The following is an 18,394-nucleotide window of genomic DNA, read 5'->3' as shown; positions in this document are numbered from 1 at the left end:
CTAATTAAAAAGGAGCTGGAAAAATGGCTAAATTAAAAGATTTAGTAAATGTAAATATAAATAGAAATACCATCAAGATACAGGGAGTGGAAATCCCTGTTATTTTTACGTTTGAAAGCTTCCCATATTTGGAACAAGCTTATGGGAAACCGTATTATGTGTTTGAAAAAGATTTGAACGCCATGATGAAAAAAGGAAGGGTAACACTCGGTAAAAATGAATTTAAGCTGATGAAAGCTTTAATCTATGCGATGGTTCGCTCAGGTGGTACTGATTGTACAGTGCACGAACTTGAGGGAGCAATATCTATAGATGATTTACCAGGAGTTTTCCAAGTGGTATTGGGAATCTTCCAAAACCAAATCTTTCAAGCAGAAGATGCTAAAAAGATAAAAACTGAAAAAAAAAGCTAGTCAATGAGTCTCAATCCGAAGATCTGGATTGGGACTTTTATTTTTATGTCGGGAACACATTGCTGGGGTGGGATTTAGAAATGTTTTGGAATGTTACTCCTGCCCATTGGCTTAAACAATACATCATGCATTTAAAAGCAAACAACCCCGATGCATTAAAGACCGAAAAAGAAATCCATTTCTTGGACAATACGCCATTTCTATAAAAGAGGATGTGAGGTGATTGGCGGATAAAGAAAAAAATGTCGTCCTTAATTTTAAGATGGACGGCCAGGTTGAATATGCAAAGACAATAAGAGACATCAACGCCATTATGAATGCTGCAGCATCGGAATACAAAACGCATATAGCAGCCATGGGGCAAGATGCTACCGCCACACAAAAATTAGCTGCAGAAAAGAAAAAGCTCGAAATACAATTGGAAGCTGGTAAAAAGCGAACTGAACAATTAAGAACAGAGTATGACGCCATGGCGAAAAGTTCAAAGACCACAACAGGACAATTGGCGGCTAAACACAATCAGCTCATGAAATCAGAACGCGCTGAACTTGCTTTAGAAAAAGCACTCGAACAAGTCAATGAAGGGCTAACGGATCAGGCTGAGGAGTCGCGAAAAGCTGAACAAGCAATGAATCTACTTGAATCTCAATCAGAGCGACTAGATTCCCAAACACAGTTACTCAATGCTGAATACGAATTGCAAAAAGAAAAGCTTGGTGACAGTGCTGACGAAAGTGAAAAATTAGCCCTTAAAATGGCCCATCTGAATGATATACATGATGTGGCCAAGGATAAAGTAGAAAATTACGAAGAACAGCTAGAACTTGCCAAGCAACAATATGGTGAGAATTCAGTTGAAGTTGAAAGATATGAATTACAGCTTTTAGAAGCTCAAACAGCAGAACAACGATTGGCGAATGAAATTGCATCAACGAGTAAAGCGCTAGACCAACAAGTCAGCAAGCTTGCGAAAACATCTAAATCACTTCAAGACCTTGGTAAAAGGCTTAAAGATGTTGGCAGTGATATGTCCGACATTGGGAAGGATCTGTCCTTAAAAGTTACTGCCCCCGTAGTTGGCCTTGCAGGTGCTCTTGTTAAAACAGGTGTGGAGTATAAAGCCTTCAAGGAAGAAGCAAAACAAGCCTTTTCTGTTTTATTGGGAAGTGCTGAAGCAGCAGAAGAGCATATGGACCGCATCATGGACTTTGCCAAAACGACTCCATTTGCGTTTCCAGATTTAGTGAGTGCCAACCGTAAATTAGTTTCATTTGGTATGGCTGCAGAAGAGACAGAACCAGTTATGGAAGCAATTGCTAATGCTGTTGCTGCCATGGGTGGCGGTGCTCAAGAAATCGATACATTAGCCGATGTTTTCGCCAAAATAGAGTCTGGTGGAAAAATTACCGGGGAGGAATTAAACCGGTTTTCCGACCAAGGGGTTAACGCTCTGGCTATTTTGGCAAACCAAGCTGGTGTGTCTATGGAGGAAATGCGTAAGAAAATTTCCGATGGCGCTGTTGACAGTGAAACGGCCATTAATGGTCTTGTGGATGGGATCATGAATGGAACGGAAGGTGTCGCTGGCGAAACGGCCAAACTTGGTGGCTCACTTGATGCTCTTTCCGGAACATGGAAAGGTGCAATTGACTCCATGAAAGGTGCCTGGCGCCGTGCTGGGGATGCCATTGTATCGGATGACATGTTTAGCAAGATGACCGAATCTGTTGGGAAATTAACAGAGATCATTAACAAATTGCCTGAAATCTTAGGACCTGTTGCAAATACACTTGGAACCATGATGATGGGGCTAATTGATCATATTAGCGTTCTTGCCGATTGGTTTTTAAACCTAGATCCCGTATTCCAACAAATGGTCGTTAAGTTAGCTTTAGTAGTAGTGGCTGCAGGCCCATTTCTTTTAATCCTTGGAAAGGCGATAACCGTAGTAGGAGGGTTAATATCTAGTTTTGGAACAATAATTGGTTTTGTCCCTAAAATTGTAACAGGGATAAAAGCAATAGGGTCAGCGATGATGTTTCTAGCCACCAACCCTATTGGCCTTATTATAACGGCTATAGCGGCATTAATAGCTATTGGAATCCTTGTTTGGAAAAATTGGGACACCATCAAAGAAAAAGCTATTCAAATATGGGGTTATATCTCAGATTTCTTCAAAGATACTTGGGAAGCCATAAAAGAATCTGCAGTTGCGATATGGGATTACCTCAAAGAAACCGCCATGTCCATTTGGGATGGTGTTGTCGATGGCTGGAATAGCGCAATTGAGTCTCTTAAAGATGCTTGGGAATCAGTGAAGCAATTTTTCATTGATCTATGGCATGGCATTACTGATCCAGCTATTAATCTATGGAATGCAGTGATTGCTGGATGGAAAACGGCAATCGGTTTTCTTATGGACACTTTTTCCCCGATGTTTGAGTTTTTCTCAGGCTTATGGGAGCCCATAGCTGATACTGCCATGAATGTATGGGGCAATGTAGCTGAGTTCCTATCCAATCTATGGGAAAACATTAAAACTATAGCTAGTTCCGCATGGACCATTATCAAAAACGTGATATTAGGTCCTATTTTGCTTTTGATCAACCTTGTCACAGGGGATATGGATGAATTCAAATCGAATTTATCTGCAATATGGGAAAACATATCTGAATCTGCAGGAAAGATATGGGGAGCATTAAAGGATATTGTTCTGTCGTATATCGACACACTTATAAAAAATGCAAAAGCATTATGGGAAGGTTTTAGTGACATTATTGTTGGTTACTGGGAAGCCATAAAAGATACAGGAGCCAACATTTGGAACGCCATAGTAGATTTTATATTTAACATTTTCGGCTCCATAGAAGAAAAAGTAACAAACGCAATGGATTCTATTTTACAGACCATAGGAGATGTCTGGAATTGGATTTATGATGCCTGGGAAAACGCGCTAGGACTGATCATGGATTCCTCTAGTGGAAGGTTCCAAGAAGTGCTAGATAGCATTGACACCATTATGCAAGAAATTTGGGTAGTTATAGATAATGTTTGGCACTTCATAAAAGAGACTTTTCTCAATGGATTGGCGTTTGTTAAAGCCCTCCTAACTGGCGATTTTGCCGTTATGAAAGATTTAATGGGCGAGCAGATGGATCTCATAAAAGAAACAATTGCTAATGTATGGACAGCTATTGTTAATATATTTTCAACTGTCCTATCAACGATTGTAGACTTTATCTTTGATGCACTTGCTTCGATCGAAGAGAAGTTTACCCAAGGAATGGAATTTATCAGAAATATTTTAGCCATCGGCTTAGGATATGTAGAAGAACTGTGGAAATCCGTTCTAGCTTTTCTTGTAGGAGATACTGGAGAAAAGTTTGAAGCAATTAGCGAAAAGATCACGGAGATCATGGACACCATTTGGGATGTAATTGAAACCATTTGGAACTTTGTGAAAGAAACCTTCCTAAATGGCACTGCCTTTTTAAAGGCGTTGGTGTCAGGGGATTTCGCTGTCATGAAAGATCTGATCAGCGAGCAAATGACATTAATCAAAAATACGATTAGCCAAATTTGGCAAAACGTCAAACAACTATTTACCGATGTACTATCTGGAATATGGGCATTGGTCAAACTACAATTTGGAAGAATGAAAGACTTTATTACGTCTACGTGGAGTAATATTAAAACTTTCTTAGCAACAACCCTTGTCAATATTGTAAGTGGCATTAAACAAAAATTCCAAGATATCAAAGACTCCATTAAAACAAAAATGGAAGACTCTAAGCAATCCATTGTAGATATTTGGGACAAAGTCATGACATTCTTTAAAGAAATCGACTTGAAACAACTGGGTAAAGATATCATCCAAGGCTTGATCAATGGAATTGTGTCTAAAGTCACTGATGTCACAAATGCAGTTAAAAACGTAACAGATGCCATCACTGGAAAACTTAAATCCATCCTTCAAATTGCTTCGCCATCTAAACTAACAAAACGATTTGGCCGATGGTTTACAGAAGGATTGGGAATCGGGATTGAAGATGAAACAGACTATGCCGTCAAGAAAACTGAAGGCGTAGGCAGTGCAATAAGTAACGCCATGCAAGGATCGCTTGATTTTAGTGTGCCAGAATTTGAATTGGGTGGGGTTGTCACTCAGCCATCTAATTTTGGAACCTATGGAAATAACTACAGTACTTCTACAACGGAATATAACACGATAGATATGCGTGGAGTATTCGAAGGTGCTGTTCTTACAATTCGTGAAAATGCAGATATTGATAAGCTAGTAGATGTCATGACTGTTAAACTCAATCAAAAAATTAAACTGGATGCACGCAGAAATGGGGTGGTCATGCCGTGATAATTCTAGATGGTAAAAATATATCTGAATTTGGTTTTGAAGTGGAACCAGGACACGAGGATCCGATCACCCCAAACATGGAAAGAAAAACACTCGCTATACCTGGACGTCCTGGTCTTTGGGATTTTGGCTCAGAGATCAGGGAGAAGCCATTTTCTTTTCCGATAAAAATCATGGACAGATTCCACGATAACATGCAACAGGCTTATAACGAGCTTGTTGCATTTTTGTTTGATGAGTATGGGCAACCAAGAGAAATAAAAATGGTGAGAGAATATGAGCCAGATAAGTTTTATATGGTTAAAGTTGTGCAGCAAATGATTCCTGAAAGGCCAGCTGAAGATGGTACTTTAAATTTACCTTTTGTTGCGGATGATTCTTATAAATACTCAAATGTCTTTGCTGATGAGGTTACATGGGGAAGTGAAGAGATTACATTTGAATATCATTATTTACTTGGTCATGAGTCATTAGGTGGAAGTGTAAACATCACTAGCCCACAAATATTAAATTTATCTGTTGAAGGTTTAGCTGTTCAACCAATATTCGAAATAGAAGGAAGTGCCAATAATCTAACAATTAGTTGTGGCAAATATAGTTTCGCATTGCCAAACTTCACAAATACATCATGGTCAATAGATTTCGAGAAATATGTTGTTTTTAAAAATGGGGAAGATACCATGATTGAAATTAGAAAGTTTTATTTAATGCCTGGTGATAATCAGGTGAGGATTAATGGTAATAACATCAACATTGATATGCGAATCAAATTTCGCGATAAATATAATTAGGGAGGTTGTGATATGGCTGAATATATAATTAAACAAGACAGTTTAAATACTGGTCGAAAAAAGATCAATGAAGTTTTAACGATATCAAATGATAACTCCAGTAAGGCTAAGAGCGATTCAGCAGAGGCTTTATTAAAAGCAATTGAATCCATGAATCTTTCTGATCGTACTCGAAAAGAACTAGCACAAGCAATTTTAGAAGGTGATTCTAGTCCCCTTGGAGGGCAATTAAGTGTTGGGGCGGATGGAACTGTTTATGGAGATCCGCAAGAAAGGTTGATTGCAGAAAATGAACGGCTTAAGTCGCAGTTGGCACATATAGCGATAAATGTAAAATCGTTTGGTGCAAAAGGGGACGGGTTAGCTGATGATCGAATGGCAGTTCAAAATGCAGTAGATTATGCGGAGGCGAATGACCTATCCAAAGTGACCTTACCCAAAGGTAAACTGTATTTTTCAGGTTCGGTCGTCATTCCATCTGATATAAGTATCGAAGGTGCCGGATTAGACATAACTATTATTAATATGAAAGATAGTGCCAATCCAGCTTTTGTCATTAAACAGCCGACAATCAAAACACTAGCACAATCAAATGATATTAAAGCTGGCGACACTTTTCACCTAATCGATAATGACCTGATAGCAGGAGATCATCTTGTGTTCTCGTCTAATAACCGTTTTACTGAAGAATGGGACTTAGGAACAGCGATAAGAAGTTATTATAATAAAGGAGAAATATTTAAAGTAAAGTCCGCTGATTCAACATCAGTAACATTTTCAGAGCCTTCATCCATGAGCTTACCTGCCTCAACGGTAAAGCATGTTGAAACATTTACGCCCACAAAAAACATCTCGTTTAGTAATTTTAGTGTTGTTAGAAATAGAAAAACTACGGGGGAATCCAAAGCTATTTCTATAAAATATGCTGAAAAGGTAACTTTGAGCAATATTGGGACTGAAAATACGAACCATGCGGGAATCCTTGTTGATAGAAGTCGAGACGTTACTATTAATAATTTTCATGGTAAAGGCGGAACAGCGGATTTAGGGCTTAATTACGGCATTGCTATTGTTGATGGAAGTAAAAACGTTAATATAAATGGTGTATATGCTTCTGGATTCCGTCATGCGATAACAGGAGGTGGAACAGGGTACGCCATCCCTATGAATGTTTTTGCTGATTCTATAACCGTTAGCGACTCGCAACTACATTCATTAGATACGCATGGAAACACTAAGAATTTTATGTTTACCAATTGTGTAGTAGATAATGGGTTTAGTGTTAGTGGTATAGGACACATTGTTGATAATTTAAAATCCCAATTAGGATTATTACAATTATATGAGGGTGGCACAGACATAACTTGTAAAAATATCATATTCTTTAAAGGAAAAGGATTTTATGCAGATAGGGTTGTTCACAGAGCTTTATTTGAAAATATTACACTGAATTTGAATAGTATTTATACGAATAGTGCAACAAAAGGCGGCAGCACTTTTGTTATATTTAAAAATGTCAAAGTAATAAATAAAGACTTTGATAATGCGGTTGATATTCCTACAGCCGATGCAACATTGCCCAGTGATGGAGCTTCCCATTATGGTTTTTATTTACGAGACAATTTCACTTTATTAAACTGTTATACTGAAGGGTTTGTAACGGCCTTATACGTGAATGGGAAGGATTGTTATGTAGATGATGTTACTGCGGTAAATTGCGGATGGACTTCTTCTTTAAGCAGTTATCCTTGTGTACTGCAAGTATCTAAAAATGCAGATAAAAGTTATATCAATAATTTCAAAACAGGTTACAACAAAACTGGCGTTAGCAATAATGCGACTCGAACCATTCGTTTAGATAACTTAGGAACTGGCACAGGGAAACAAGTTACAATTAGCAATGTTAAGCATACAAAAGAACACACAATGACCCCTTATTATGGCATTTTTGCAGATGCAGTTTTCACAGAATTATTCTTGCAAAATGTTCGATTGGCTTTTGGAAGCGGAGGAAATTCCGTTTCTGCAACAGGTAAATTTATTTACAATACTGTAGTAGATGACAACTAAGGAACAATTGACAGTATACGATGGGGTGATTAACGCATTGTTTAGATGACGGCAAAAAGACCACACTAATAGTTCTATAGTGCGGTCTTTCCTTCTTCTTTAGGTTTATTTAAGCAATAACTCAAACCTACGCCAATAATAAGCCATTGGATTAGGGCGAAGGAGAAGTTATTTTGTGTTAATGATACTTCGGATAATTGGTAAATTATAATTCCTATAAAGAAAGCGGCTGAAAATCTAACTTTTTGATCAAATCTGTTAAGCCAAAACCTTTTCCAGATGCTATATAAAAATATAACAAATAAAGCCATTCCGACCAAACCGACCTGTAGTGTTATTTGCAAATATAAATTATGAGCAGACAGTGTCGAATCGAAAAAATCACTTGGCAACGCTCCAGAACCATAACCTAAAAGGGTTTTTTGATTAATAACATCGATCAAATTGCTCCAAATGAAATCTCTGCCAGAGTGAATGCTTTTACCAGTATATTTAATCATTTGGTAATTCAAATAATCATAGTTAGGTAGGTATTTATCTAATTTCGGATAAATTACCGTGAATGTAAAACAAAATGCGGCAATAAAGCCAAAATATAATTTGAATTTTAGCTTTGAATTAATAATTCTATTCCACAAGAAATAAGTTAAAAATATAAAAGCGATACTAAGAATTACCGATCTTGTTTCCGTGAAAAAAATTAAGCCTAATAGAATTATTGCAATAAATAATCTCCTCGTCGTTTGGAAATTTTTAGCATAGTAGCTGAAATATAACAAGGGGAAAAATGACAATAGAAAAGCATAGCCTCCCAAGGTATTAGGGTTTAGAGCTTCCTTATCAATAAAAGCAAAATACAGTAGGAAAGGAACTGTAAGGAAACTTAAGGCAGAAAATGTTTTTACGTGGTTCTTTTTCCAAACTATACTAGCAGCAATAAAGCAGATGAATCCAAATATAACTTGGTAGAAGATCCAATGCATAGCGCCTGAATAATTAAAAACATAAACTGATAAAAATAAAGCAAACGGAGAAAACAATTTAACATAGATTGGGTTTATTCCTTTGTGTTTTATGATAAGCATTAACATTAATATTAAAAAAGCTAATAAAGTACCAATAAACAGGGTTAAGTATTGGTCCGCTATTTTTAATCCTAATAACATAAAAAGCAAAATGAATGCCGCAAAAAAGTAAGTAGTTGTGCGGTCTATAGTGACATTTTTCAAAGGGTTACAACTCCTAAAGATGTATTATTCGTAATCAAATTGTAACATAAGAAAGGATGGTATGGTAGATGACAAATAAAAAAGTAAAGTATAATATAAAAGCATTCGGACTCTGTTGTGACGTAGAGAAAATTTTTCAAGTAGTAAAATATAATCAGTATAAAAGAAGGGTTTCCACTATTTGTGTCGAATAATGATGTAGAAAGGAGGAAATCAAATGATTTTTGTAAGCCATAATTCTAAAGACAAAGATTTCATTGGTCCTATGGCACAATCGCTAAAGGAGTCATATGGCGAAGAAAATGTCTTTTTTGATTCGTGGTCCATTAAACCAGGTGAAAATATTATTCAAAGAATGAATGAAGGACTAGAAAAATGTAAATATTTCTTTTTCTTTATTACAGAAAATAGCTTGAACAGTGAGATGGTGACGCTTGAATGGACTTCAACTTTGAAAGAAAGAGGACGAAGGGATATACAATTTATACCTATAAAAGCTGATGATATAGAAGTGCCGTTAATTATTTCAGCGCTCAATTATCTAGATATCACTACATCCGGACTAGACATGGTCTTAACCCAAATGTATGATTTAATAAATAGAGAAGAACGTTCCATAAATTTCCCTGCCTATAAGAACGTAAAAGCTTATGCGTTAGCAGAAAACGAAAATACAGTAAGATTCTTTATTTATGCAAAAAGGTTTTTTGAACCAAGCGGTAAGTTTTTATTTGTGACGAATTTAGAAGAAAATGATGTAAAACTGGAATATCTTAGTTCGAGTATAATTCAACATAGTTACAATCCCAAAAGTGCTACACTAAATGAAAAAGAACATTTAAACTCATTTATGATCGGTACTGAACATGGAATAAAAGTCGGATTTAAAGTTGAGATTTTGTTTGAACAACTATCAGGAAAACTCAAGTTGTTAAACCTGTATCATATAAAAGGCGAGGATAAATTTGAAATGATTCCAGTGACCCAAATTAACTCTATTGATGAATTGAATGTTAATTGAGTAACCAAAGGCACCCATAACGGTGCTTTTTCTTTTGGAGGTGTTTAAAATAATCCGCACACTAAACCTAAACCGCCAAACCACGGCCATCCTTGAAAATGCATATGTAATAGGGTACGAGAAGCAAACCAACGCGATATGGTCTGCTTCTTTTTCTTTGCCGTTGAATGACCCTAAAGTAGATAAGGTGGAGTTGTTAAAATACGTTGAAATCACGGATGAGGATGAATACATTGGTCTGTTTAGGATTATTCCTAAATTAACTATTAAAAATGAGTCAACTCAAGAAGTACGTTTTCAATGCGAGCATGTTTTGGCAACACTGTTGGGAACTCCATTATTCAAATATCACCAATTAACGAATTATGTAACAAAAGATACATTAGAATATCTCCTAAGCAGACAATTCCATAAGCATTGGAAACTTGGAAAAGTAGAGTTTACTAGATATTTTCATTATGGGTGGGAGAATGAAAATCTACTGGCTGCCATTTTCAGTATACCTAAGCCATTTAATGAGCAGTACAGATGGACATGGGACACACAGTCTTATCCATGGACTCTAAACCTAGTGAAACCAGAAACAGAGCCTTCTGCTCGGATAAAGGAGGGTTACAATTTAATAGGATTAGAGATTGAAGAAAATCCCATGTCTATGTTCAACCGCATTTATCCTCTGGGTGCTGGAGAAGGAGTAAACCAGCTAACCATTGAATCAGTTAATAATGGAATTCCTTATCTAGAGGATAGGAAGCCTAATGAGGAAATCAATGCAACAGTCTGGGCAGATAGACGTTTTACAGATGTTCAATCACTTATGGCGAGTGGAAATGCTCTCTTAAAAAAATGGAAAGAGCCCATTGTGACTTGGAAGGCTTCTGCAGCTGATGTTTCCATAATAACGGGATTATCCATTGATGAGTTAAAAGAAGGTCGTATTGTCAGACTCGATATTGATGGTTTTCCAGTTACTGATCTTAGAATCATGAAAGAGTCTAAGGCAGACATCAAGGGTGCTCCAGGCAACGTTGAATTAGAGATTGGTAATGTCCAAGAAGATCTTTCAACCACCCAAGCTGATCTTCAGCGCAGACAGCAGATTAACGAACTGTATAGTCAAGGTGCCACCAACATTTTTAACTTCACATACCAGGATAATTGCGATAGTAAAATACCCGCGATTATCCCTTTTTATATTGATGAGGATGTAGTCAATATCAATACGGTCGAACTTACGTTTAGGACACGTAAGTTTAGAGCATACAGTAGAGCTACTAAAGGCGGTGGTGCATTAGTAGATACAACCAAAGGTGGTGGAGGTATTGTTAAGTCCACTAAAGGGGGAGGAGGTACCACACAGACGACCACTAGTGGCGGTGGAACAACTCGCTCCACTACCAGTGGGGGAAGTAGTACGCAAACCAGTTCTAGTGGAGGAGGAACTAGTAAGTCAACTGCCAGTGGAGGAGGAACTTCTATATCAAGTGCAGGTGGTGGAAATCATCATCACACGTTATTCGTTGATAACGGAAGTGCTGAAGGAAGTTTACCGTATAGATCATTGCAAATTAATGATGGAGGGCAAGGCTCCACTATCCAAGTCAGAAAGGCAGGAAACGCTAATATAAGCACATATTCTGCAAGTGGTGATCACACTCATAGCGTGACAATCCCAACCCACACACACAATTTCGAAGTACCTAATCATACCCATACGGTTTCAATTCCAAATCATAGTCATGAGGTTACTATACCTGATCATAGTCATAGCGTGACAGTTCCAGAACACACTCATGAAATAGATTTGCCTAATCATTATCATGAAATCGAACTTCCAGATCATGTGCATGAAGTGGAACATGGTATTTATGAATTAAATGAAGATGCTTCGAAGGTGATTATCAAAGTGGATGGAAATACGGTTCCTTATGAAAATACAAGTGGTGATCGCATTAATTTAGTTGATTATATGTCCAAAGACAGCAATGGGAAAATAAATCGTGGAAGACATGAAGTTCAGATATTGCCAGATGGATTAGCGAGAATTGAAGCTGATCTTATTTTGCGTGTCTTTATTCAATCACAATTGGGAGGTAGTTTTTAGATGTCACTTATTACAGTTTGCGATGAGTGCGGTAATAATTTAATGGGTACAGAAGAAAGTTTTGGATACCATCGACAGAGTTACTTGACACTAGTCAATCATAAATGCGTAAGTCCTTTCCCTAGCAACGAGACCGATCAAGCCGATCAGCATTTTTGTCACGTAGGCTGTCTCAAAAAGTATTATTCTAAAATCACTTTTAGTATAGGTTCGGGTAACTCACAAGTCTATACAACTAAAACAACGGGAGGCGGTACTATTGCAAAAAGTCTTAGTCATAGTCACGAATAATGGAACAAAATATCAGTTTGGGATTGAAAAGAGTGTCAGTCAAATAACCAATGAAGTTGCAGCTTGTAAATCAGATTATTACCAGGTAGTTGATACATGTGCAATTAAACCGGATGAGATTGTTTCCATCGAACAATTTGAATATGATCCAGAGGAGGTTAATGGAGATGATCAAGCTTAATGTAACCACCCATAGTGGTGCAGACGATATTGTAGAAGTAGAATCTTATAATGCCGCTGAAATGGCCGAACAACTAAACAATAACGAATTACAAGCAATCGCCATTGGAGATAATGTCTATTCTAGAATCGATCTTAAAAACATCAAGCCTGTTTATGAGGAAGATGTTGACAATGAGAATGAATGAACATATTCTTAAATTGAGGGCTAGACTGATCATCGAAAGGCAGTTTCCCGACTGCTTGCCCTCACTAACATTCGGGAAAATTACTGTGGGAGGTAATTAAATGAAAAAGTTTGTACTTGGCCTAACTGTAGGCTTGCTTTCGGGATCTTTATTTGTTGGTCTTTTGGATGTAGGTGCCGTGGAAGAAAACAGTATTGGAAAGTACAGTGAAGAGCAGCTAGAACAAATGAAAATGGCTTGGTATGAATACCATCACGATGACATATTAAGAGGTTTGTCCTGTGAAGAATAAGTAATGTTTAACTAAGGATCCTATTGTAGGGTCCTTTTTCTACTTTAGATAGAGATTGGGAGGGGGTAAATTTTGGAGGGGTTAACCATTGAAAATATACTACAATATTTTTTAACACAGGGACCGTTTGCGGTCCTTTTTGTTTGGCTTTTTTACTCATCTCGTAAGGAAGCCGCAGACAGGGAGAAACAGCTTTACCAAACTATTGATGACCAGAATGAAATGTTAAAAGGATTTAGTTCCAAATATGACATAGTGATTAACAAATTAGATGGAATTGAAGATCGACTGCCCAAAAAATAGGCGGTCTTTTTTTTATTAAAAACCAAGGAGGAAAATTATATGTTTGAAATTTATGACGTTGTTTTAATCCCGTTGATTTTAGGAGTTGTGGAGTTATTTAAACAGGTAGGAGTGAACAAAAAGATTTTGCCATTTATTTCGCTGGCACTAGGAATTATCGTGGGTATTGTCTATGTTGCAGAATTCGATCTCAAACAAGGAATCTTAGTTGGTGCCATGTTGGGGTTGTCCGCAAGTGGTCTTTACAGTGGAGCAAAAAATACAATTGAAGGAGACGATAAATAATGAGTACAGCAAACTTTTTAAACAATATCAAATCAGGTGCATTGCAGTTATGGAGTAAATTTGGCATTTTGCCATCTGTGGCAGCAGGGCAAGCAGCACTAGAATCAGCATGGGGGAAAAGTGGACTAGCCGTTAATTATAATAACCTGTTTGGCATTAAGGGATCCTATCAAGGTAACTCTGCCATGCTCAATACTTGGGAAGTATATGGCGGACAGCGTTATGACATCAAAGCTGGATTTAGAGCCTATCCCAACTGGTCAACGAGCATTTTAGATTATGGGGTATTTTTAACTATTAATCCTCGTTACAAGGCAGCCATTAATGTGAGTGACTACAAAAAGCAAATTACGGCCATTCATAAGGCCGGTTATGCTACTGATCCCCAATATGCAAATAAGGTAATTACCATTATTGAAAATTACGATCTAGCATCTTGGGATAAGGAAGCTCTAAATAAGAAAGAATCACCTAAAAAAGAATCTGCAGTTACTGAAAGTTACAAAGTAGTGGTTGCGCTAAACGGTTATAAAACTGCTGCAGATGCAAAGGCACGTAAAAGCAAAGCTGGAAGCGTAAAAACAGGATCTTATTATGTTTTTAATAGATCTGGTGGGATGATCAACGTAACTGCAAAAGCAGGTGTACCTGGTAGCTGGATTAACCCTGAAGATAATAAGAAGACAGCTACACTAAAAGTTGGTCAAAAGGTGAGGATTAAATCCAGCGCCAAAAAGTACTCTCGATCCACAGCATCTATTCCTAGTAAATATAAAAATAAGTCATACACCATTCAGCAAATTGGGAATGATGATGTGTTAATTAAAGAATTGTATTCTTGGGTTAAAAAATCAGATTTACAATAATTAAAGGCGGCTTACCTTATACAGGTGGGTCGCTTTTTCTATTTAACAAATATTCATTCAACAACTCCTCGCTACGTGTTTTTAGCACAGGATTAAAATATCTTCGTTTACCTTCATATCCTCGTTGGATAATAAGGTAATCCGTAAATGTTCCTTCTGTTCCCATTTTCTCCACCTTGATTTTATTATCATGCATGTATTTTTTAGCTTTAGATAAATCCCTTTGGATGGTACGTATGACACTTTCAACGTGGTTAAGGTATGGCTGTTTGATCTTGAATTGGCTGCTCTCTATGACTTTAAGATCTCGATTAAGAATGATAATAAGCATAGGAAGATAGATTGCATTTTCTATAATAGCTTCATCATAATCAATTGTTAGCATAAGATCTCCTCATTCCACTTATTCATTTTCCCAATAACGATATTTTTTAGGCGTGAACTTTTTCTTGGCTAATCTTTTTGAGAAGAAATAAGTAAGATGCAATGAAGAAATGATAGCTTCTTGTGTTTCTACATCTAAACTTTGAAAATCAGCAGATTGCTTCTCACGTGACATTTCTTGGTCAAATTCCTTTTGGACCTCTCTGATATCTTTTGCTGTTAACTCTGGTAAAAAGCCATCGGGTACGTTCATAAATTTCATTAATATCATTCTCCTTGAAACTAAGTAGGATGTATTCATTGTATCAGAACTAATGTTTGTATTCAACTTGAAAGGGAATGAATGTTCCTATATAATTGATGGCATAAATAGAAGGTAATCAGGGGGCGTTTAAAACGAGAAACTTATCATGGAGACAAAAAGAGATTATTTTAGCTATTAAAGAATATGTGGAGGATAACGGTTATCCACCTTCATACCGAGAGTTAACTAACTTGGTAGGCCTAAAATCAGTATCTACGCTCGCTGGGCATTTGGATAGGTTAAAAGCTAAAGGATATGTTTCTTTTATGCCTGGTTTACCAAGGACCCTATCCCTAAATAAAGAAATCAATGTAGAATAAACAAAACCCCGTCATTAATTTGGCGGGGCTTTTTCTCTTTTATATAGTTCCCCAATATCTACCTCTAATAAATCTGCTAATTTATATGCTTTATCCATAGTTGGGTATGTTTTACCTACACTCCAATTAGAGAGCGTATTTGCGCTAACGCCCAAAACACTTTGAATGTATTCCCTCCTGTATTTGGATGTTCTTAACAAACTTCCTATTTGGCTTTTTAACATCGAATCACCTCTATTATTAATTTTCCACAAATAATCACTAATTCCTTTCACAATTATTTGTGATAAAAAGAAGCAATGGCCCATATAAATTAATTAAGACGTCACCAGACGCTACTTGACGTCATTATTAGTTTAGGAGGGTTACAGATGTATAGACCGACAGTACGATATGCAGACGTCTATAAAAGTTATATAGATGATTTATTCCAATCCACCCATTTAGATCGTAACCAAATAATAAGAGCTGCACTTTTTACTGCTGCACATTCTTCTGTTTTTTCAAACCTAATGAATGAAAACAAACGCCCTGACGTCCTTCTCCCCTCCCCACAATGGCAGTTAGATCAACCGGAATTATGGATGGAGAGTAACCCAACAATAAAAGAGGAGAGGAGAGACGTCAGTGATGTTGACGGTAAACGAACAGGAGAAATTAAAAGCATTAATGACTTTGATCGGAGATACGCCACAAGAAGCGATAAAAAACAAAAAGAGGAAGAATCAGATAGACGTCAGCGAAAGAGCTCGGGACGAATTAGGGAGATTCGAAAAGGAGGAGGAATTAGAATCAAGATCGGTTAGGGAAATAAAATTGGTTAAGGTTAAGGGGAGTTACGGAACTTATTTAGTCCAGGACAAAGTAACCTGGAAGGATCGGCTTTTTATAGTTGGTATCCTATTTATTATTTTCGTGTTCTCAAAATTTTTTTAAATTATATGGTCACATATTTGGTAACGTATCTAGTCAAACGACTTGAAATAAATTGGAAAAGTATTTATGCAGAATGTGGTGAAATTCATATATATCAATGATTTGGAAAGAATTAATAATGTTTGAAATGCTCTTAGTGGGTTTCCTAAACCGTGCGTCACAGGTTCGATTCCTGTCGGGGCCGTCAAACGTATTACACCGCTAGTTTACAAGCCGTTGAGGCTTTTCGCTAGGCTAGGCGGAGGCTCGCGGTCTACACGCAGAATAGCTGGCAAACAAGAGCGCCTCTTTCGTTATCTCTTATTTCAAGATTTAACGGATGGGGCGTTTTTTGTTGCGTAAAGGTAAGCGGATTGTATGGTGAAGGTCTAAGTCAAAGCAAGCATCCGAATAAATTAACAGCCGGCCGCAATCAAATGAGGGAATCTAGTCGCATGATGCTGCCTAGCATATAGAAACATCTTAAAATGGTAGAATGACCTTGAAAAAGAAAGGAACCCCTTTAAGGGAAGATCTCGGCCAAACGATTCAGTGGACAATGGCAAACAACCAAAGTGTAAAAGTTACAGTTTGATTAGACTGGTTCTTTGAGGATGTAAAGGGGTAAATCCACAGCTTATAAGAATCTGTATAAAGTTGGATGAAGTTGATGTTGATTATATTTCATTTTGATGTAATTGCAGGTGTGGAATTTCTTAATTAAATTGTTCTTTGTAAGACTTTTTCGTTTGAAATTTTACAATACAATGATATAACTCATAAAAAAGTTTGATACAATAATGTTGGTAGGCCGATATATGTCAATTCAAAAAACGGGTTTTGTGGGGTGGAATAATGAATGCTTTTTATTCAGCATTAAATTATGTAAATAGAATGATTTACGAGCCAAATAACTTAACTGTAAAGTCGATTCAAGAGGAAAAACAAAACTCTAAGTATAGTGCTGGTACATTTCGATTATCTTCAAGAACAGTTCGTTTCAGAGTTGCAAATATAACCCCCACCAAAGTAGGACAGTTTGTTGCTTTTTGGGAAAAACAGATGATGGTAAGTTTGGACAATTTATTTTTCCAAAAGAAGTTCTTTTCAAACAGGATATTCTTAGGTCCAGTTCAACAAAGGGGAAAATGGCAATAAGAGTTTATTCTAGCTGGGATAAACCGACTAGTAAGCAAGCTATGAAAACTCAAAAATGGCAGTTGCCCTATTTTGTTGATATGAGTAATCCGAGTAATTTATCCATAGATAAAATAATGAAATTGTATTCGTTTTAATCCTCTGTAAACGGGCGCTATAGCAGTATAACCTTATACCAGAAAAGGATGGATGTTTAAAATGAATAAAATTTATTGGATGTTATTACCCTTTGCGGTAATTATAGGTTTAATTTTTATATTTATTTTTCCGGAAAATGGTGTCATCTATGCTTTTATAACGGTAATTGTTTTTTGGATTGTTTATTACACTTGGACTTATATTACTAAAAAGGATGATCAGAAATAAAATAAAAACTATTCTTCACACGCATAACTATATGCCTCAATTGGGCGCAATCGTTAATCAAAGAAGATAATTAATACTAATAAGATTTGATACAATTACATTGGGAGGCTGGAATACGACTATTCAACAAATATAAGGACTGCATTTTTGGCTCAAAAACGCCGAGATAGAGGATGGTACTTTTGTGTGTCTTTCACTGTTAAAGGGAAAATTTATATCTCCTATTGCCCTTATTTATGTGCCCTTCATTTGACGGAGCTTTTTATATACTAGTTCAATTTAATCGCCTCTATAATCTTCTTGAATAGCACCTTTTCTTCAGCTAAACTAATTCATAGACTAAACTTTTGCAACGAGACTATAGGAAATAGCGATTGGAAAAATCTTGTTACACCTACGCTAGATCCACTTAGGAGGATTCCTGTAATTAAAGAAATTTGAGGGTTTAACAAAAAAGAGCCCCCTTGGTATGATACGAGGTGTCCAAAGCTGATCAGCAAAAAGGACCCTTAATTGATACCCAAGGAGGACTCAAAATGAAT

Annotated in this window: 20 protein-coding genes and 1 pseudogene; 17 read left to right on the top strand and 4 right to left on the bottom strand. The window is 36.8% G+C overall.

Features of this window, described 5'->3' with window-relative positions; all coding sequences use genetic code 11:
* Positions 1–23 precede the first annotated feature (23 nt).
* From J2Z23_RS20275 to J2Z23_RS20255, 5 genes are all read left to right on the top strand, one after another.
* Entirely contained in the window at positions 24–413 is a 390-nt protein-coding gene (locus J2Z23_RS20275) for a hypothetical protein (protein WP_209975023.1), read from the top strand.
* 80 nt (positions 414–493) lie between these two features.
* Complete coding sequence (locus tag J2Z23_RS22670; RefSeq protein WP_274387291.1) at positions 494–619, top strand: hypothetical protein; 126 nt, start codon at positions 494–496, stop codon at positions 617–619.
* Between the two features lie 17 nt (positions 620–636).
* Entirely contained in the window at positions 637–4,785 is a 4,149-nt protein-coding gene (locus J2Z23_RS20265) for a tape measure protein (RefSeq protein WP_209975020.1), read from the top strand.
* Positions 4,782–5,576 carry a phage tail domain-containing protein gene (locus J2Z23_RS20260; protein ID WP_209975018.1) on the top strand — a complete coding sequence of 265 codons (795 nt, stop codon included), beginning with the start codon at positions 4,782–4,784 and terminating at the stop codon, positions 5,574–5,576. Before J2Z23_RS20265 ends, J2Z23_RS20260 begins: the two co-directional genes overlap by 4 nt.
* A 12-nt stretch (positions 5,577–5,588) precedes the next feature.
* Complete coding sequence (locus tag J2Z23_RS20255; protein ID WP_209975016.1) at positions 5,589–7,646, top strand: glycosyl hydrolase family 28-related protein; 2,058 nt, start codon at positions 5,589–5,591, stop codon at positions 7,644–7,646.
* Between the two features lie 74 nt (positions 7,647–7,720).
* Here the strand turns inward: J2Z23_RS20255 and J2Z23_RS20250 are convergent, their stop codons facing one another.
* Positions 7,721–8,875 carry an O-antigen ligase family protein gene (locus J2Z23_RS20250; RefSeq protein WP_209975014.1) on the bottom strand — a complete coding sequence of 385 codons (1,155 nt, stop codon included), beginning with the start codon at positions 8,873–8,875 and terminating at the stop codon, positions 7,721–7,723.
* 217 nt (positions 8,876–9,092) lie between these two features.
* Here J2Z23_RS20250 and J2Z23_RS20245 point away from each other — a divergent pair, with 217 nt between their 5' ends.
* The 8 genes from J2Z23_RS20245 to J2Z23_RS20210 all read left to right on the top strand — a co-directional run bounded on the left by J2Z23_RS20245 (position 9,093) and on the right by J2Z23_RS20210 (position 14,405).
* Entirely contained in the window at positions 9,093–9,896 is an 804-nt protein-coding gene (locus J2Z23_RS20245; RefSeq protein ID WP_209975012.1) for a toll/interleukin-1 receptor domain-containing protein, read from the top strand.
* A gap of 40 nt (positions 9,897–9,936) precedes the next feature.
* Complete coding sequence (locus tag J2Z23_RS20240; RefSeq protein ID WP_338018452.1) at positions 9,937–12,000, top strand: phage tail spike protein; 2,064 nt, start codon at positions 9,937–9,939, stop codon at positions 11,998–12,000.
* 259 nt (positions 12,001–12,259) lie between these two features.
* Positions 12,260–12,472, top strand: a complete 213-nt coding sequence (locus J2Z23_RS20235; protein ID WP_209975010.1) for a hypothetical protein — start codon at positions 12,260–12,262, stop codon at positions 12,470–12,472.
* Positions 12,459–12,659 carry a hypothetical protein gene (locus J2Z23_RS20230; protein WP_209975008.1) on the top strand — a complete coding sequence of 67 codons (201 nt, stop codon included), beginning with the start codon at positions 12,459–12,461 and terminating at the stop codon, positions 12,657–12,659. Before J2Z23_RS20235 ends, J2Z23_RS20230 begins: the two co-directional genes overlap by 14 nt.
* Positions 12,660–12,759: 100 nt before the next feature.
* Positions 12,760–12,951, top strand: a complete 192-nt coding sequence (locus J2Z23_RS20225) for a hypothetical protein (RefSeq protein WP_209975006.1) — start codon at positions 12,760–12,762, stop codon at positions 12,949–12,951.
* Positions 12,952–13,023: 72 nt separating this feature from the next.
* On the top strand, positions 13,024–13,254 hold the full coding sequence (locus J2Z23_RS20220) for a BhlA/UviB family holin-like peptide (protein WP_238482874.1): 231 nt from the start codon (positions 13,024–13,026) through the stop codon (positions 13,252–13,254).
* A gap of 39 nt (positions 13,255–13,293) precedes the next feature.
* On the top strand, positions 13,294–13,539 hold the full coding sequence (locus J2Z23_RS20215; protein WP_209975004.1) for a hypothetical protein: 246 nt from the start codon (positions 13,294–13,296) through the stop codon (positions 13,537–13,539).
* Complete coding sequence (locus J2Z23_RS20210; RefSeq protein ID WP_209975001.1) at positions 13,539–14,405, top strand: glycoside hydrolase family 73 protein; 867 nt, start codon at positions 13,539–13,541, stop codon at positions 14,403–14,405. Before J2Z23_RS20215 ends, J2Z23_RS20210 begins: the two co-directional genes overlap by 1 nt.
* A 16-nt stretch (positions 14,406–14,421) precedes the next feature.
* Here J2Z23_RS20210 and J2Z23_RS20205 read toward each other — a convergent pair whose 3' ends face one another.
* Positions 14,422–14,790 carry a YhjD family protein gene (locus tag J2Z23_RS20205; protein WP_209974999.1) on the bottom strand — a complete coding sequence of 123 codons (369 nt, stop codon included), beginning with the start codon at positions 14,788–14,790 and terminating at the stop codon, positions 14,422–14,424.
* Between the two features lie 18 nt (positions 14,791–14,808).
* The gene (locus J2Z23_RS20200) at positions 14,809–15,051 is read right to left on the bottom strand and encodes a hypothetical protein (RefSeq protein WP_064467920.1); all 243 of its coding nucleotides are present in this window, start codon (positions 15,049–15,051) and stop codon (positions 14,809–14,811) included.
* A 107-nt stretch (positions 15,052–15,158) separates the two neighbouring features.
* On the opposite strand from J2Z23_RS20200, the gene J2Z23_RS22465 reads away from it, so the two are divergent.
* Positions 15,159–15,413, top strand: coding sequence for a LexA family protein (locus tag J2Z23_RS22465; RefSeq protein WP_209975101.1), 255 nt, complete (start codon positions 15,159–15,161; stop codon positions 15,411–15,413).
* A 14-nt stretch (positions 15,414–15,427) separates the two neighbouring features.
* Here the strand turns inward: J2Z23_RS22465 and J2Z23_RS20190 are convergent, their stop codons facing one another.
* Positions 15,428–15,637 carry a helix-turn-helix transcriptional regulator gene (locus tag J2Z23_RS20190; RefSeq protein ID WP_209974997.1) on the bottom strand — a complete coding sequence of 70 codons (210 nt, stop codon included), beginning with the start codon at positions 15,635–15,637 and terminating at the stop codon, positions 15,428–15,430.
* 147 nt (positions 15,638–15,784) lie between these two features.
* On the opposite strand from J2Z23_RS20190, the gene J2Z23_RS20185 reads away from it, so the two are divergent.
* The 3 genes and pseudogenes from J2Z23_RS20185 (at position 15,785) to J2Z23_RS20175 (ending at position 17,852) form a co-directional block, all read left to right on the top strand.
* A complete protein-coding gene (locus J2Z23_RS20185; RefSeq protein ID WP_209974994.1) occupies positions 15,785–16,219 on the top strand; it encodes a hypothetical protein in 435 nt (144 codons plus the stop codon).
* A gap of 964 nt (positions 16,220–17,183) precedes the next feature.
* Positions 17,184–17,623, top strand: a pseudogene (locus J2Z23_RS20180) (MepB family protein).
* Positions 17,624–17,684: 61 nt separating this feature from the next.
* Positions 17,685–17,852, top strand: a complete 168-nt coding sequence (locus J2Z23_RS20175) for a hypothetical protein (RefSeq protein ID WP_209975112.1) — start codon at positions 17,685–17,687, stop codon at positions 17,850–17,852.
* The last annotated feature ends 542 nt before the right edge of the window (positions 17,853–18,394 follow it).

Source organism: Lederbergia galactosidilytica (assembly GCF_017873565.1).
GTDB lineage: Bacteria > Bacillota > Bacilli > Bacillales > Bacillaceae_C > Lederbergia > Lederbergia galactosidilytica.
The sequence above is the reverse complement of the archived record's forward strand: the minus strand, read 5'-3'. Positions and strand labels throughout refer to the sequence as shown.

Excerpts from the sequence above, each read along its gene's own strand:
- J2Z23_RS20275 (WP_209975023.1), top strand. The coding sequence starts at position 24 with ATGGCTAAATTAAAAGATTTAGTAAATGTAAATATAAATAGAAATACC.
- J2Z23_RS22670 (WP_274387291.1), top strand. The coding sequence starts at position 494 with ATGTTTTGGAATGTTACTCCTGCCCATTGGCTTAAACAATACATCATG.
- J2Z23_RS20255 (WP_209975016.1), top strand. The coding sequence starts at position 5,589 with ATGGCTGAATATATAATTAAACAAGACAGTTTAAATACTGGTCGAAAA.
- J2Z23_RS20245 (WP_209975012.1), top strand. The coding sequence starts at position 9,093 with ATGATTTTTGTAAGCCATAATTCTAAAGACAAAGATTTCATTGGTCCT.
- J2Z23_RS20230 (WP_209975008.1), top strand. The coding sequence starts at position 12,459 with ATGATCAAGCTTAATGTAACCACCCATAGTGGTGCAGACGATATTGTA.
- J2Z23_RS20225 (WP_209975006.1), top strand. The coding sequence starts at position 12,760 with ATGAAAAAGTTTGTACTTGGCCTAACTGTAGGCTTGCTTTCGGGATCT.
- J2Z23_RS20215 (WP_209975004.1), top strand. The coding sequence starts at position 13,294 with ATGTTTGAAATTTATGACGTTGTTTTAATCCCGTTGATTTTAGGAGTT.
- J2Z23_RS20210 (WP_209975001.1), top strand. The coding sequence starts at position 13,539 with ATGAGTACAGCAAACTTTTTAAACAATATCAAATCAGGTGCATTGCAG.
- J2Z23_RS20205 (WP_209974999.1), bottom strand. The coding sequence starts at position 14,790 with ATGCTAACAATTGATTATGATGAAGCTATTATAGAAAATGCAATCTAT.
- J2Z23_RS20200 (WP_064467920.1), bottom strand. The coding sequence starts at position 15,051 with ATGAAATTTATGAACGTACCCGATGGCTTTTTACCAGAGTTAACAGCA.
- J2Z23_RS20190 (WP_209974997.1), bottom strand. The coding sequence starts at position 15,637 with ATGTTAAAAAGCCAAATAGGAAGTTTGTTAAGAACATCCAAATACAGG.
- J2Z23_RS20185 (WP_209974994.1), top strand. The coding sequence starts at position 15,785 with ATGTATAGACCGACAGTACGATATGCAGACGTCTATAAAAGTTATATA.
- J2Z23_RS20175 (WP_209975112.1), top strand. The coding sequence starts at position 17,685 with ATGAATAAAATTTATTGGATGTTATTACCCTTTGCGGTAATTATAGGT.